Origin of the sequence: Bacteroides sp. AR20, from assembly GCF_964250605.1 — a bacterium.
In the GTDB taxonomy this organism is placed as follows: domain Bacteria; phylum Bacteroidota; class Bacteroidia; order Bacteroidales; family Bacteroidaceae; genus Bacteroides; species Bacteroides uniformis.
Genome location: NZ_CAXUGK010000049.1, coordinates 1 through 15,266, shown reverse-complemented (window position 1 = coordinate 15,266; position 15,266 = coordinate 1). Strand labels below are relative to the sequence as shown.

Annotated in this window: 16 protein-coding genes and 1 pseudogene; 5 read left to right on the top strand and 12 right to left on the bottom strand. The window is 40.6% G+C overall.

Annotation, left to right across the window (positions count from 1 at the left end):
* Window positions 1-100: 100 nt before the first annotated feature.
* The 11 genes from ACESTD_RS17835 to ACESTD_RS17785 all read right to left on the bottom strand — a co-directional run bounded on the left by ACESTD_RS17835 (window position 101) and on the right by ACESTD_RS17785 (window position 9,720).
* A complete protein-coding gene (locus tag ACESTD_RS17835) occupies window positions 101-430 on the bottom strand; it encodes a hypothetical protein (RefSeq protein ID WP_373170158.1) in 330 nt (109 codons plus the stop codon).
* A 52-nt stretch (window positions 431-482) separates the two neighbouring features.
* Window positions 483-785 (bottom strand): glycosyltransferase family 32 protein, encoded by a 303-nt coding sequence (locus ACESTD_RS17830; protein ID WP_272216643.1) that lies wholly within the window; start codon window positions 783-785, stop codon window positions 483-485.
* Between the two features lie 9 nt (window positions 786-794).
* Window positions 795-1,277 carry a serine O-acetyltransferase gene (locus tag ACESTD_RS17825; RefSeq protein ID WP_373159064.1) on the bottom strand — a complete coding sequence of 161 codons (483 nt, stop codon included), beginning with the start codon at window positions 1,275-1,277 and terminating at the stop codon, window positions 795-797.
* 145 nt (window positions 1,278-1,422) lie between these two features.
* Entirely contained in the window at window positions 1,423-2,595 is a 1,173-nt protein-coding gene (locus ACESTD_RS17820) for a hypothetical protein (protein WP_098032078.1), read from the bottom strand.
* A gap of 1 nt (window position 2,596) precedes the next feature.
* Window positions 2,597-4,135 (bottom strand): MATE family efflux transporter, encoded by a 1,539-nt coding sequence (locus ACESTD_RS17815; RefSeq protein WP_272195410.1) that lies wholly within the window; start codon window positions 4,133-4,135, stop codon window positions 2,597-2,599.
* A 352-nt stretch (window positions 4,136-4,487) separates the two neighbouring features.
* A complete protein-coding gene (locus ACESTD_RS17810) occupies window positions 4,488-5,141 on the bottom strand; it encodes a hypothetical protein (RefSeq protein WP_098032076.1) in 654 nt (217 codons plus the stop codon).
* A complete protein-coding gene (locus tag ACESTD_RS17805) occupies window positions 5,125-6,423 on the bottom strand; it encodes an AAA family ATPase (protein ID WP_098032075.1) in 1,299 nt (432 codons plus the stop codon). The genes ACESTD_RS17810 and ACESTD_RS17805 overlap by 17 nt, the downstream gene beginning before the upstream one ends.
* Before the next feature lie 203 nt (window positions 6,424-6,626).
* Complete coding sequence (locus tag ACESTD_RS17800; RefSeq protein WP_195288696.1) at window positions 6,627-7,463, bottom strand: DUF4435 domain-containing protein; 837 nt, start codon at window positions 7,461-7,463, stop codon at window positions 6,627-6,629.
* The gene (locus ACESTD_RS17795) at window positions 7,438-8,763 is read right to left on the bottom strand and encodes an AAA family ATPase (protein ID WP_087332631.1); all 1,326 of its coding nucleotides are present in this window, start codon (window positions 8,761-8,763) and stop codon (window positions 7,438-7,440) included. The genes ACESTD_RS17800 and ACESTD_RS17795 overlap by 26 nt, the downstream gene beginning before the upstream one ends.
* Window positions 8,760-9,143 (bottom strand): HNH endonuclease signature motif containing protein, encoded by a 384-nt coding sequence (locus tag ACESTD_RS17790; protein WP_087332630.1) that lies wholly within the window; start codon window positions 9,141-9,143, stop codon window positions 8,760-8,762. Before ACESTD_RS17790 ends, ACESTD_RS17795 begins: the two co-directional genes overlap by 4 nt.
* 421 nt (window positions 9,144-9,564) lie before the next feature.
* The gene (locus ACESTD_RS17785) at window positions 9,565-9,720 is read right to left on the bottom strand and encodes a hypothetical protein (RefSeq protein ID WP_005828011.1); all 156 of its coding nucleotides are present in this window, start codon (window positions 9,718-9,720) and stop codon (window positions 9,565-9,567) included.
* Between the two features lie 140 nt (window positions 9,721-9,860).
* Here ACESTD_RS17785 and ACESTD_RS17780 point away from each other — a divergent pair, with 140 nt between their 5' ends.
* Window positions 9,861-11,957 carry a BT4734/BF3469 family protein gene (locus ACESTD_RS17780; protein ID WP_022401530.1) on the top strand — a complete coding sequence of 699 codons (2,097 nt, stop codon included), beginning with the start codon at window positions 9,861-9,863 and terminating at the stop codon, window positions 11,955-11,957.
* Window positions 11,958-11,962: 5 nt separating this feature from the next.
* On the opposite strand, the gene ACESTD_RS17775 is transcribed toward ACESTD_RS17780, so the two are convergent.
* Window positions 11,963-12,214 carry a DUF4248 domain-containing protein gene (locus ACESTD_RS17775; RefSeq protein ID WP_005828017.1) on the bottom strand — a complete coding sequence of 84 codons (252 nt, stop codon included), beginning with the start codon at window positions 12,212-12,214 and terminating at the stop codon, window positions 11,963-11,965.
* 284 nt (window positions 12,215-12,498) lie between these two features.
* Here ACESTD_RS17775 and ACESTD_RS17770 point away from each other — a divergent pair, with 284 nt between their 5' ends.
* The 4 genes and pseudogenes from ACESTD_RS17770 (at window position 12,499) to ACESTD_RS17755 (ending at window position 15,200) form a co-directional block, all read left to right on the top strand.
* A complete protein-coding gene (locus ACESTD_RS17770) occupies window positions 12,499-13,038 on the top strand; it encodes a hypothetical protein (protein WP_005828019.1) in 540 nt (179 codons plus the stop codon).
* 91 nt (window positions 13,039-13,129) lie between these two features.
* Window positions 13,130-13,243 carry a smalltalk protein gene (locus tag ACESTD_RS17765; protein WP_005828021.1) on the top strand — a complete coding sequence of 38 codons (114 nt, stop codon included), beginning with the start codon at window positions 13,130-13,132 and terminating at the stop codon, window positions 13,241-13,243.
* A 4-nt stretch (window positions 13,244-13,247) separates the two neighbouring features.
* Window positions 13,248-13,469 (top strand): annotated as a pseudogene (locus ACESTD_RS17760) (N-acetylmuramoyl-L-alanine amidase); the annotation flags it as partial.
* Between the two features lie 72 nt (window positions 13,470-13,541).
* A complete protein-coding gene (locus ACESTD_RS17755) occupies window positions 13,542-15,200 on the top strand; it encodes a recombinase family protein (protein ID WP_373159065.1) in 1,659 nt (552 codons plus the stop codon).
* Window positions 15,201-15,266: the final 66 nt, after the last annotated feature.

The window sequence follows — 15,266 nt, the reverse complement described above, 5'->3', positions numbered from 1 at the left end:
CATATTATGAACGCCATTGGTTTTTATGAATATACCAATTTTGTTCGGTTAAACATACCCATGGGTGGGGCACGTTTTAAATGTTGTTCCGGGTCCCTTTTCAAGTGTTAGCTACAATGTATATTTTTAATTTGTCTTTGAAACTACCGCTTCTCCAGGATGACCAGCAGTGGTGAATCCCGATGCTTGAACTGTCTGTTAATGCGGATACTCCTTTGAGGCGTGGGTGAAACATATTGCTTTGCGGGAGGGTGATGTATGGGTACTTGGTTCTGTTGGCCAAGAAAAACTTGGTAAGTCCTTCCGGACCGGTTACTTTTTCAATTCTATTTTCTTGTAGTTGTGAAATTTCGCTATCTTGAAACAAGTAATCGATAAAGTCTTTCCAAAATTCAATTTTCGGTTCAGAACCGAATACCGCATTTCCCAAACACTCTATATTATCTTTTTGTCCTCTTGAAATTGGTAAAATGCAAATACACTCATTCAGGCTGAATTTGTCTGGAGAGGCTAACCATTTGTAGTCGGTATCGCAATAGTACCCCCCCCCATAAATACATGTAAATCAGGCGAATAACGTCCGCTTTGGCAACGCCTTTGTTGATGTTGTCGTATTTTGAAAGGTACTCAGGAAAGTGCTTTGCAACAATGGCTCTATTCTCTTGGTCGTCATAAAGTTTGAAGTCATAGTCGGGCATCAATTTCATAGCACGTTTTCTTAGCATTCGCTCTTCCCATGAGAGCTTTTTGTTTTTTGCTGTTTGGTGGATAATTTTTGGAATCATGATTGATAATTATTTATAGTTTGGTAAATAGAATTTCAAAATTCTTTCGGGGTCATTCCCTATGACTTTTGCCGGTATGCCTGCTACAATAGAATTGTTTGGTATGTCATGAACAACAACTGCGTTTGCTCCTACTACTACATTGTCTCCTATGTTGACATTTCCTACTATTTTTGCGCCGGCACACAGTAGTATGTTGTTGCCTATTCTTGGCGCACCTTTGCCTCGTGTGCTTCCAATAGTGACATTTTGCATTATTAAAACATTATTGCCAATAGTTGCATTGCCATTGATAATGATGCCTGGTATGTGACCTATCATGAATGGAGTACCAATTTTTTGTCCGATGGGGAGTGCTATACCATATTTATTATAATAATGATAGTGCATTAGTTTCGCTAATAAAAAGATGATAAAGAACGCTTTTTTTTGCCTGAAATACGAGACGATTCTCATCCAAAATACAACTTTGTATTCAGGAATAAATATCACATAGTAAATATATTTTACCCTCCCCTAAGCGCTTTGATTAGTGCTTTTGATGTTTTCTTTGAGAGTGTAGGGGTGTTGTATATACTGAAGTCAGAACGTAATTGTTGTTTTAGTGTTTTGATAGACATTGTTGTTTGCAGTTATTTTATATCTTCTTCTTCTGAATTGCTTTTAAATATCTTTCTTTGTTTAAGAACATTGCCAGCAGAATTAGCATATATATTCCTCTGTTTTGTGTAAAGGTTGCATCTGATGTAGATTCAAAAACAAAGAAGAAAATGATAAGTAATATGATTTTGAAATTCCTTAATTTTTTGCCGGTTTGGAATATGCGATACCAAAATAGCGTGAATAGCGTTATTCCTATATAACCGAATTGGGCTAATGATGGAAAGAAAGTATCCGAAAGGAATCGTTTATTTCCTATTTCATAGTTTAAGTACATTTTGTATTTGAAATATAATGGAGAATAGAATTGGCTCGAAGCATGGGTTGCATAAGTGCCAAAACCGCTGCCAAATGGAAAATAATCATTTAGAATCGTTATGGAATTCATATATAGATAGGGACGTGCATATATGCTGCTTGCTTGTGCTCCTGCAATGTAGTAATATGATATTTTTTCCCATGCAATAAATATGACCATACTCAAACATGCTGTAAGCAGTATAATTATACGGGGAGATAATTTAAACTTTTTGTTAGGATAAATGAAAAGAAGAAATAAGGCGGCTACATAGAATCCATAAAACTTTGCTTTTAAACTAAAAAGCCCTATACTCCAAATGATTGCAGCTATATTACGGGCATGTTTATCTTGACGGGAGCAATAATAGTACAGTGTTCCGAGAATGGTTATGATAGTGGCAAAGCGAGAAGGATGAAGTTCTATTGACATCATAAAGCTTTCACCCAGTATACCGACGGGAATCATTGCTATGGCAGATATTATGCAAAGCTGTCTGGTGCGTTTGTAATATCGGGGTGATATGTATATTCCTAAATTATATGCGCAATAAAAGGCAATGAAAGGTTTTATTTGTATAAGAAAATCTGTTAAGATGGCTTGATGGGTATTGATAGGATACATGAAAGAATATAGCAGATAAAATAGGGCTATTCCTATGAAAATGAAAAAATCCTTTGAAAATCTTCTTCTTAATATGCTGTACATAGCTAATATGGCGACAAAAAATTCGTCTATGTATGTGAATCCGAATCTTATTCCTATGAAATCGTAAAAAATAACACCAAATATCAGACCTGTTATTAGCAGGTAATAATTTATTTTATCGTAAATACTGATTTGTAGACTCATTTCAGATGTTTTTTGTATTTTCTTTTTTTGTGCAAAAATTGTGTTTATGCACGACTTCGTTTTTTAGAAATGAATAGTTCTTTAATAATTTAACAAATGACTGCTTCTCGTTTTTGTTCAGCACAATTATCCAAAATAAGCAGCTGTATACTAAAAACGATTCAAGACATAGCATTAAGAATGTAAATATGGAATCTGTCATGAATAGGGAAGAGGAATAGTTTACAGCTATAAAAGTTGCGATACATGCAGCCAGAGAAGGCAATAACATCTCTTTTATCAGTATTGCTATCTTTATGTGAATGAGATGTTTAGCAAGAATAATTCTGGATATGCCCATTGCGGTTTCGGCCATTAGGAGTGAATATAGAATGATTTCTACAGGAAATCCTGCTTTTAGTAAGATGAAAGCCAGTGGTAATGAGAGGAGTTGTATTATGCTCATGACTAACTGATAATTTCTGATACGCCCTTTGGCGTATATTCCAGATTGAAGTCCCATCGTAATTTGGCTCATCAGAGCTGTCAATAGGATAATTCTGCAAAAGATTACGGTGTATTCCGGTACATCCTTTAACCATAAATTCAGAATGTAAGGCATCTTGCAAAAAATAGGGATGCTGAAAAATGAGATTAGAAAGAATGATAATTTGCAGGTTAGTAGGCTTAGCCTTTTCATTCTATGAGTATCATTGTTTCCCTCGCTTTTCATTATTTGTGGCTCTATGGCTTGCAGTAGCGAGGCCGAGAAAAAGCTCATTTGTCCGTTAACCTGGTTGGCTATGCCATAGGCGGCATTGGCTACAGTTCCACCAAAAAGGTTCAAGAGAATAGTGGAGCCTTGTGTGGATATTATTCTGCTGGCATTGCCTATGACAGTCCAAAAGGAAAATTTAACGAGTTCCTTAGTGGTGTCTTTGTTCGTTTTTATTTTAATATGTATTTCTTTGTAATGTGTATGGCAATACCATCTGTATATTAAAGTTGCGATGCAATATATTGTTGCCAATAAAAGTCCATAAACTATAAGCTTGTCATGAAGGGTATATTGCAGGTAGAAAGCTATCCCTAACTTAGCAAAAGATTCTAATGTATATATGATTGAGATAACAAAAATATCTTCATGCGAATTTATTGCAGCAACATAGGGAATGACCGTAATAGAACAAAATGTACTGGCTACCATGCAATGGAATACGAAATAGGCGGTTGATAATCTGTGAGGTGGAATATTTAAAAAACCGTTGAACAAGAATACTCCTAATACCTCAAGAAGCAAGACAAACGCACATCCCCAAATCAAATGAATTTTTATGCTGGACTTGAATATGGTAGCAAGTAGTTCGATGTCTTTTTTTCCAATGGCATTAGACATATATCGTCGTGTAGATTGAGACATGGCATGGGTAAGGAAAGAGAGCATAGCAATGACTCCTGCTACTACATTATAGATGCCAAAATCATTCTCTCCTAATTCGTTTAATATAATTCTTGTTGAGTACAGTGTAATGCCCAAAGTGAGAACCGTCTTGGCATACATGATACTTGTATTAAAAATGATTCTTTGAGATGCTAACATGAAATCTTTTTTGTCGTTGTAAATAAATGAATCAAAAACAAGCGCTTGTATGCTTGCTATTATCAGCTATTGCCGTAGAAACAATGGCTAATAGGATAGTGATATAAGTACTAAAAAATCGCTGCTTGTCATCAGTGGTGAATTCGTGTATTTGAATACTAAAAATATCTTTTTTAGTATGTTTCGACCGTAAGTCTCTCATAACGCCTCATGACAGTTAACCGCCTGTGAATACAGGTGTTACTAATCATGAGATAATTATTGAGATTAAATTTTTCTTCCGTGAAATATTAAGGCATGGTGTTGTCGGGGCTTACACCAGCTCTTTGAAGTCAACTGTAAAGTTTGCTTTTTTGTCTGGTACGGGAACGTAATGCAATGTCAGTTCCGGTACATTCATCGGGGAATAGAATTTCTTGCAATTGCTTTCCGGCATGCAATATTTTTTGTCTCTATGGAGGTTGTAGCATAAATTACAAATTTTATTCCCTGCCTCTTTTTGCCTTGAGAGGAGAGCTTGTTGTTCTGTGTCCGGTGCAAAAGAGGCGATTATTCCTTTTATAATCCATTCTTCAGGGTTGTACGACTGCAACAAACTCAATAAAGAATGGAGCTTGAGGTATGAACCGATAATTTGGTCTTTGGCTTTGGCTATCTGTTGAGTGGAAAAAGAACTCTTCAACTCGCATAGATAAATATATTTCTGTCCACCGTGTTCTGTGAAGAATATTCCATCGCAGTCATCTTTCAAAATGGCTTTTGAACCTGCTTTTTTAAAAATGGAGGTGTTGTCTTTCACGATTACGTTTGGGATGACAATGCCGTTCATTCCGTTCACGGTCAGACGTTGGAATGTGTTGGGCTTGCCGCTATTGCTTGCTTCGTCAAAAGTATGATTTAGCTCTACAACCCCATTTGAAGCATAGGTGGGGTATATTTCATTATATTCCTTAATCAGCTGCTCCATTCAGTTCGCATATTTTGTCGTAAACGTATGAACTGTCTGTCAGTTGGTTTTCCAATACTGAACGGAACGTGTCAAAAGGTATTCCACTTTGGGTGTCCTGCTCTATTATACTTACCGTCTTGTCCGGGTTGCGTTTGAAATAGTATGCTTTTACAAGTTCCGATGAAATAGTTACTTCCGGATTATAGTGATGTTCATGGCAGAAGGTTTCGTATTCATCCTTGTCGAGCCTGTCCTTCAACAAATCCAAGCGGAGAAGGTCATTTATCCGGCGGAGAAAGTAATCACTGTGAGTGGTCACTTGAAAACGGCATCCCTTATGCAAAAGTTGGGCCAATATGTCTGCTACTTTTATCTGGAGTTCCGGATGGAGGTTGGTTTCCGGTTCCTCAAACATAATGGAGTAGTCGCCTACTAATCCTTTTTGGAGCATGATGGCAAAAGGAGCGAGTTCCTTGATGGAAGCTGCACCGGCCATGATGGGGATTTCTCCGTAAGGTTGCTGTTCGTAGTACAAGTCATTGTTATGGAGGTTGATTGTTCCGTCTATCAGTGTCCGACTCAAAACAGAACCGTAATCATTCGTTGCCTCATTTCCCGGAGATGCTGTCTTAAGGCTGGATAAGTCCCACATGAATTCTTTGTACATTCCGGTCAGGGCGCTTCTGCCGATGTCGTTCAGACAGACGATTCCCCCGCGTGAGGGCGGCAACAAGAAGGTGCTTCTTTGGTTGATTCCGAATATTGATTTTATATATTCGGTGAAAAGAAACATATAAGGAATTCCATCCCATTCCGTAGAATTATAAGGAAGGCGGAGGGGTAAGTCATTATTTATTGATACAGTATCGTAATACTTCATCTCTCCATCCATTTCCAGCACTTCTTTGGCATAGGTGAATTTGTATCGGTCTGTTGATAATCCGTTGAATTTGATGGAAACTTTTCCTTCTAAAGCATAATATCCAAGCATCTTTCCCACGTATTTGATGGCAGACCGGTTACACCATGTTTCAAATTCTTGCAACGTGAATTCATAGAGTACGCCTTGGTTTGCATCGGGCAATTGCTCTTTATGCTTGTCGTACGAGGCATTGTTCTCTGCAAAAAAGCCAGACATGTCATTGTTGCACAACACTCTGTATATGTAGTGCACAAGCAATGCGGTGTAGCTCTTTCCCGTTCCCGATTCACCGGAGAATACCATAAATGGCTTCAGTTCTATTCGAGAGTCGCGTATAGGACCAATATTTTCTATATGGATTTCTATGTTGCCAGTCATTCTGTTTTTCTTTCTTGCAAAGAAACAAATTTCCTTCCGCTTTTCCTAATTGTTTCCGTTTTTTTCTCCGAGTTGACACCTGTGTCACCCCTTAAACACAAATACATGTTACGCGAGCGAGACAAATTATCAATATGCACAAAAGTACGTCAGTTAGCAAAGTGCGTCAAGTTAGAAAATAGAAAGGGTATCCATTTATTATACTAATTGGGCCTTTTCAATATATTGCTTCCATTGGCATTCTCCCAATCCGATATATCTTGATATAATTGCGTTTGAACGAATGCTTCTAAACGGAAACATGGGTGCAATCTGTTTCGAATGCTGTTTTCGTTTTCTTGCCTATGGGTTAAGTTGCCGGCTTTGAGATGATGGCAGAAACGTTTTATGAAATCATGTCCATTAGTCAGTTCATATTCACAACAAGGGGAGTGGTCTCTTTGAAATGATTCAATGTCATTAGCTGTAATAATTCTGTTTGGATTGGATTTCGGAAGAATTTGTGTATGTATATATTCGAAATCTTTTAATTGCTCGGAAGAAAGCCCTTCAACGCTAAATGTCTTGAAATTATATTTTAAATGCTCACAGTAGTTGTACCATTTAAAATAGGAAAGAATATTTAGTTCTTGAAAGATTTGTTTCCATAAATCTTCATTGTATGTTATAGCCAGATTTTCAAATATCTCCTGACGGGTGCTTTCGTTTTTCAGGCACATCATTTCATAATCGTGTGCATCAGCGTAAAAGATATTATCCTCTGTGGGAAAAATGTGGCATAAACGGGCAAAATCACTGTCTTTGATGGCAATATTCTTTATCTTTCCTTGCAGGCAATTATAGACTTTTCTAAAAGCTCCGCAACCGCCACTTGTTTTAATTTCGCTATTCGAATCTTGAAAGAATTTATAGTAGAACTCTCGGTCGTCTTTTCCTTCCACCAAGATTAATGTCTTGTGAGCTTTTGAAGGCGTCTTCCATTCCAGCAGATACTGGTTGGCTGTTATTATAGGATTATTTACACTCTGCAAATTCTGCATGGTTGTTCTCTTCGTTGTTTGTGTATAGGTCACAGGATATATCCCAATGTTCGTTGATGAAAGCAGGGGAGTGGGTGGCTATAATAATTTGGCATTTTAATTCTTCTGCCATTTTCTGATAGTCTTCAAGCATTTGGCTGACCCATGCCATGTGTAATGAGTTTTCGGGTTCATCAATTAGCAATACGGTACGCATATCAGTCGAAAAAGCCAATTTGTAGTACAAGATAATCAAATTTTGCTCTCCGCTGGATAATTTGCGGAGTGGAACTTCTTCCCCTTTATCGTTTATTACGCTGACCCCTTTGACTTCATTTAATTTGATTTTCTTATTTGAAAGGACTTTGCCTGAGACAAAACGGTCAAAAAGGGAAAGTTGCTTATAGAATTTATCAAATGAAGACATTTTTTGCTCCATATCATCAATGTAGAGTGAGAGCACATTTTGTAAATGTTCGGGATATTCTTCCAGAATATCAATTTGGGGCATCAATCCGTATTCTTTGTAATTGTTGATTTTTGCTTTTAATTTTGATAGCTTTTCTTGAAATTCTGCCTCTTTGTATTTATTATATGTTCCTTCTACTAAGCGTTTGATGAATGTGCTGTCTATTTTTTGGCTTTCTGATGCGAACTCCATTTGTTGCTTTGCGAACTCTTTTATCAGTTGTGCGGCAATATCGTCGATTTCAAATTGATTTAATAATCTTCTTCGTCCATCATAACCGGAATGTTGTGTAGAAGCGATAATCCGTTGCTCTTTTATAAAAGAGCATTTCCGCTCTTGCAAAAACATCCGGATATTTTTACTTTTTTCCAAGATAGAAATATCTGAATCTATATTGTATTCTTTGTTTAACAGTTCTTCTATATCATATTCTTCAGTCTGTCTGTATGACAGGGTAGGGAGGAGCTGTCGCCTTAAACGGAGTATGTCTGAATAAGAAAGAGAAAATTCTTCTATATAAGCTTCATCACTTTCATTGGCGTTTAAACGGAAAAAAACTTTTTCTTTTAGTGAAGCGGGCGTTCTGTCTTCACGATTGTTGTCTTCTGCCTCGATTCTCTTTTTTTGTATGGATATATTCATTCCATTTCGGAAGAATATTTGAATTTCCTTGAATTTCAGAAGATAGAAAAACCAAAAATTACAGGTTAGTAGATTATTGATTATTTTTAAGAATGTAGTTTTTCCATATCCGTTAGGACCGGTAATAATTGTTACGCGCTGATTTTCCGGAAATTGAATATCATAGTTGTAAGTGTCATACAATTGCCGGATTAGAATGCGTGCTATCATATATTATATAGTTTTTGTAAAGTAGTTTGTAAAGCGTCGCTTACCGTACAAGCTGTATCTCTGTATATGTTCTTGTTCTCTTCGGAAGTAACAACTGCGGTGTAATGTGGATAGTCTGTTCCTTTGCTGCGGTTGTTTCTCCAATTCATGGGACGTAGATTCTCTATGTGGTTTCCACCTCCCAGTTCTTCAGGATATACATGGTCTATTTCCCATCCCAAAATATTGTCGGTATCTCCATAAGCTTCACGGGAAATCCATGCTCCGGCAAAATCCTGACGATATAAACTCGCATTATATCCGTCTACGATAATACCTTTTTCCCAAATCCTTTGAATCGCTTCAGGAGTTGTTAAATCAGATATATAATTATTTGCCATTGTAGTTTTTTCTATATTCAACGTCCAAAGGTAGATAAAGTTTTTTATTTATCTTGTATTAGATTCTTTTTTTATTCTTTTCCTAATTCTTTTTCTTGTTTTTTCCCGAGTTGACACCTGTGTCACCCCTTAAACATAAATATCCGTTACGCGCGCGAGACAAATTATCAATATGCACAGACCTGTATCGTTTGTGTGTGATAAATATTAGCCTAATAGGGAGTATTGGAAAAAGGGTGCCACAAGTGTCAAGGCCTCGAGTGAGGTTAAGGTTTCAAGACTCCCGTGTGGATTCTATAATTCCTCAAATCCTTCTCCAGGCAATCTGCTACCTCTTTCTCAAAACTCTCCCTTTCTTGGTCTGTTTTCGGGAACGACCTCCAGAAATGCGTTATGGCATGTATCTGGTTGATGTTGTTGCTCAGCCCTTTTTTAAAAGGTTGTAGGTTCTGGTACTCATCATCGTTGCTTGGGCGATGGTCTCGTTGGTCAGATGTCTGCCGTTAACGAGCTGTTCTTTCTGGCATTTGCTCAGAAAAGCTCCGAATGCCGGTGTCACCGGCTCTTTCTTTGTCATGTTGACTCTTTTAATTGTTAAACAATAATAAAAACAAGCGAAATCATTTCCATGTAGTGGAAACGACCGGACTTGTGTATCTGGGCACTTATGCGTTCCTTCGCGTCGTAATTTTAAACATAAACAAAAATCAGTAAATTATGGAACACCGCAATATCAGCCTTTTCAGAGGCTATTCGGATACAGAATCAGTAGAAACTTCTCTTGAAGAAATAGTCAACATCATTAAATGCGACGCTGCCCTGCGAGACCGCACCGAGAAACATCGCTACTACTTGCAGCAAGACCTGCGTAAGGATGCCGACCGCGAGAAGTCCGGCTGTCCCTGCTTCGCTGTTGCCGTCTGCTTTGAAGGTGGGAAGACCCGCGAACATATCTGTGCCTGGACCGGCTATACCTTGGTCGACCTGGACCATATCGCTCCCGAGCGGATGGCTGCCACACTGACATTGATTTGTGCCGACAAGTATACATTGATGGCCTACACCACCATCAGCGGTCATGGCATCCGTATCATCTGCCGCATCGATGACCTGAACGGAGCGGAAAAGGGAAAAGCCTTCCGGCAATACGCCAAGTATTTCAATCAAGTCAACGACTACTATTCCTGCCTGGTGGGCTTCGAAAGCGACGGGCAGTGCAAGAATGCTACCCGTATCAGTGGACTGGCTTCCGACCCTCATGTATATTACAATCCCAGTGCCGCTTCTTTTGTTTTGCAAGATAGTCCGATTGCTCCCCAACCGCAGGATGGCGCTTCCGAAGCTGTGCCGACAAAGCGCAACAAACGTTTGGAGAAGGTGGTGAAAGCTGCCGAACGCCTGCTGGAAGAGGAGGGAGTGAGTTATTGTGAACATCATCATAACGAATATGTGATGCGCATGGGTTATCTGCTCAACCAGTACGGAGTGGCCCGGAAGACAGCCGCCGCTTGGGCAGCGGAGCACTTTCCCGACTATGACGGGGATGTGGCAGCTGTCATCGGCTCCTGCTACGCGAATACCGGGGAGCATGGTATCCGCTCCCTTGTCCGCAGGGGAGAGGACGATGAAAAGTTTGCCACGGTGGCAGATATCGAGCAGTTCCTTTCCGAACAGGCGAAGTTCCGCAAAAATACGGTGAGCGGCAAGTTCGAAGTCCTGATGGCCGACTGCGGAGAGGAGTATGCGGAGCTGACCGACCGCTACGTCAACACGTTGTGGAGCCGCATGAACAAGGCAGGGATGCTTGCCCGCATTGCGGACATACGTTCCGTGCTCGATTCGGAGTACACGCCGCTTTTCAATCCCTTTGTAGCCTATCTGGAGGGGCTGCCTGCTTGGGACGGTACTACTGACCCTATTGCCCGTCTGGCTGCCGGCGTACATGTGAAGGACGACCAGAAGCTTTTCGGCATCTATTTCAAGAAGTGGCTGGTGGCCACCATTGCTTCGCTGCTCGATACCAAGGTGGTGAATCATGAGATTCTGGTCTTCATCGGTAAGCAGGGCATCTACAAGACTACCTGGATGCAGCGTCTGCTTCCTGTCGAACTTCAGCGTTATTTTTATGTGAAAAGCAACAGCCGGCGCGTCAGCAAGGACGACCTTTTTACGCTGACCGAGTTTGCACTGGTATGCCTTGAAGAGCTGGAGGAGATGACCTCTGCCCAGGTCAGCCAGTTGAAGGCCATCACCGGCATGACAGACGTGAACGAGCGTGCCGCCTACGGGCACTTCAAGGAGAGCCGTCCGCATATAGCCAGCTTCTGCGGCACGAGCAACAACGTCACCTTCCTCAACGACCTCAGTGGCAACCGCCGTTGGCTTCCCTTCGAGGTGGATTCCATAGACAGTCCTTTCGATTATCCCATAGACTATGCCGGAGTGTATGCGCAAGGCTATGCCCTCTGGAAGAGCGGCTTCCACTACTGGTTTGAGCAGGAGGAGATTGATGCCGTGAATCTTCATAACCGTTATTTTGAGGTGCCCTGCCTGGAGCGTGAGCTCGTTCAGGTGTACTATCGCCGCCCCATGCCGGGCGAGGAGTGCATGTTCTTGACCAATGCCCAGATACTGGGACATATCAACATAGGTATCCGGCAACCCTTGAGTCCCACGCGCCTCGGTCTGGTGATGAAGCAGGAGGGCTATGAGGCTGTCCGTTCCGGTGGCCGCCGTGGTTATCGGGTGGTCGAGCTGAAAGGGGATGAAATCTACCGCAACCAATGCGCCATGGCGCGCTATGTGGGGGATTGATTCTTTCATGGTTTTCCTAAATACCTGAATATAAGTTCCACCTGCAGGGAGGTGAATATTTTCTGGGAGCCTTTGTAGCCGGTATGCCGCAGGGCTTCGTCCAGTTCCAAATTCAGCTTCATCCATTTGGACAAGCGGTTGAGTGCGGATGCCGGTGAAATGGTGGGGGCGTATGCCTCTGCCAGTTCACGTTTGTAATAGGGACGGACGGGCCACTCTTTGCCGGGGATATTTTCGTAGTCTTCAACGTACTTCATAAACAATACTTTAACAGGTTAATACACTGTAAATGTACGGAATTTTTTCTGTATACCCATTGCCGGAACCCGGTATAATCTTACCTAATCTCACATTTTCCCACATCCCTTCATATCACTTCACCGCATCTCTTATTCTGCCCGGAGGTACGTCGTATCTTTGTTCTGTCAGACGATGAAGGGTGAAGATTAGTAATCGTGACGCGCGAAGATTAGTAATCGTAAGCCCCTGGGATTAGTATCGTCTCCCTATCTTTTAATTTTTAACTTATAATTTTTAATTTATGATTAACTACAGTATCGTGATGCGTGGCAATCCTACCGATAAGACGGTTGCCAAAAAAGCGTACGCAAGTGCGCAGTATTCGGAAGTGATGGACATCAACCGCTTTGCCGAGCATATAGCCAGTCATGGCTGCGTGTACAAGCGTTCGGATATCGTTGCCATCCTCACCATGTCCGTGGATTGCATGCGGGAGCAGTTGCTGGCCGGACAAAAAATCCAGTTGGGCGACCTGGGGAGTTTCTACATCAGCATCAACAGTATCGGCGCGGCTTCTGCCAAGGAGTTCAATCCTGCCATCCATATCCGTAGGCTGAATGTGAACTGGACCTGCGGCCAGCGTTTTGGAGAGCTGCTGGAGGAGGCGGAATTCAATCTGGTGGCAACCCGAAGTGCAGCCCGTGCCGTGGTGAAAGCCCTGAAGGCCGGAAAGACTACCGTGGACCTGACCGGAGCCACTGGCGGGGGTGAAGATGCCGGTGGAGGCAGCAACCCGGGAGGCGGTTCGGACGGAGACCAGGGGGAAAATCCGTTAGGATGAAACGAAAAGACAAAAGAGAGAAAATAAATATGTTCTTCTGTCTAAAAAATGCAGCTAACCATAGTATTTAATTCCTTAATTGCAAATTGTTATGAGTGAGAAAACAAAATCAAAATCTGTATGGGGCATTGTCCTTAAAGTGATTATTACCGTGGCCACTACATTGGCCGGAGTGTTTGGCTTGACTTCCTGCATCAACCGTTAGCCGGATGAAAGCAGGCAGTTTCTATCAGAACTATCGGGAGGTAACCCTCCTGGTAGTTCATTGCAGCGCTACGCGCTGTGACCGTCACTTCTCGGTGGAGGCGCTTCGCCGCAGTCATCTGGCACGGGGCTTTGCCGATATCGGTTATCATTTCTACATCACCCGTGACGGCGAGGTGCATATTTGTCGTCCGGTTCATCAGATTGGAGCCCATGCCACCGGCTGGATATTCTTTACCTATATTTGAATATCTTGTTACTTATATTAGTATATTTGCATCTGATTAGTAAATGATAGTATGAAAGCAATATTATTAGTAAGAGTATCTACCAAGGTGCAGGACTTTGACGAACAAGAAAAGGAGATTTATCGGATGGCTGTCAAGGACGGTTACAAGCCAGAAGATATTATTTCTATTTGCGAGAAAGAATCTGGTATTAAACTGCCAGAAGAAGAGCGTGCCGGACTTAACAGAATGAAAGAACTGATAGAATCGGACAATACAATAAATTGTGTCTATTGTTGGGAAGTATCACGTATCGCCAGAAAGAAGAAGATAAACTTTAGTGTCTTGGATTATCTGGTTGAAAGAAAGGTACAGCTTATAGTAAAGAACCCCTCTATCAGACTGTTAAAAGATGATGGAACTGTAGATGAGGCGGCAGATATGGTATTTACTTTGTTCAGCCAGATGGCAGAAAGTGAAATGAGAACCAAGCTAGCCAGATGGAAACGTACCAAGGATGCTAACCGTAAACAGTCTATCTATACTGGTGGATGGTTGCTATATGGCTATAAGGTGGATAATGGTAGGATAGTGGAAGACGAAAAAGAAGCCAGTGTAGTACGAAAAATATTTAATATGTATCTTACTGGTAATTACAGCTATAATTCATTGGCTAAAGAACTGACAGAACAAGGTATCATTAGAAAAGGTAGTAGAACCTATGCTTGTAAGTTTGTTAGTTTGACGCTTAGAAATATAGCCTATGCGGGTGAACCGTCCAGTTCTAGTGGTTTGAACAAATTAAAAACAGAAGGTAATGTTTATCCTCCGATAGTTACCATAGAAATGATAAACAAGTGTAAGGAGATTGCCAAGGGCAATATATTGCTTCCCAAAAAGAAATATGATAATTATTACTTTGGTAAAGGTTTGCTTAGATGTCCTTATTGTGGCAGTATTATGGTAGCCAAGAAAAATAACAACACCTATCACTGCCAGAATTGCGATAAAGGGATATGGGTGCAAATAAATATTGTGGATAGTATATTGTGGCGTGTCGCTTCGGGACTTTACCTTAGTAAGCTAATCACTGGTAATACTAAAGATAGAATTGCCTACCAGAAGAAACTGAAAGAATACGATAATAAGATTGCCACTTCCGAAAAAAACTTGAAAGATATTGAGAACAGAATAACCAAGGTGGAAGACAGTGCTTATCTGGACGGAACTATGAGCATTGACAGAGCCAAAGGGATTATCAAGCAACTAGGTGGCAAATTGGCTGATGAAAGAAAAATGCTGTCACAGTATTATATGGAAAGGGAACAGATTCAAGGTCTGCTGATTAAAGTGGACGAGCCTAAAGAACTGGACGTTTCTAATATTACGGATGATAAATTGAGATTTGAGATTATACACGAAACTATAGAATACGCATTTATTGACAGAATTAATACTATCAAGTGTAATATTTCTATCTATATACCATATAATAACGAACCGCTTAGATTTGAACTGCATACCAAAGCCAACAAAGTGTTTTCACTGATAGACGGATATTCCAAAGGGGAAGAAATAAAGTGCTATGAAAGGCGGTTTATAACTCCTAGAAACGTGGAGAAAAGTTCAGAGTATAATAAAAAATATTGTCGAGAACATAAGGCAGAAAATGCCAGAAGACAAAGGGAATACAGAGCCAGAAAGAAAGCACTAAAAGAAAGGAGGATGTAAATTAAACTGTGTCAGCAAGGAATAAAGTATTAACTTTGCTAACACAGTTTTTTTTATGAAAGAAGA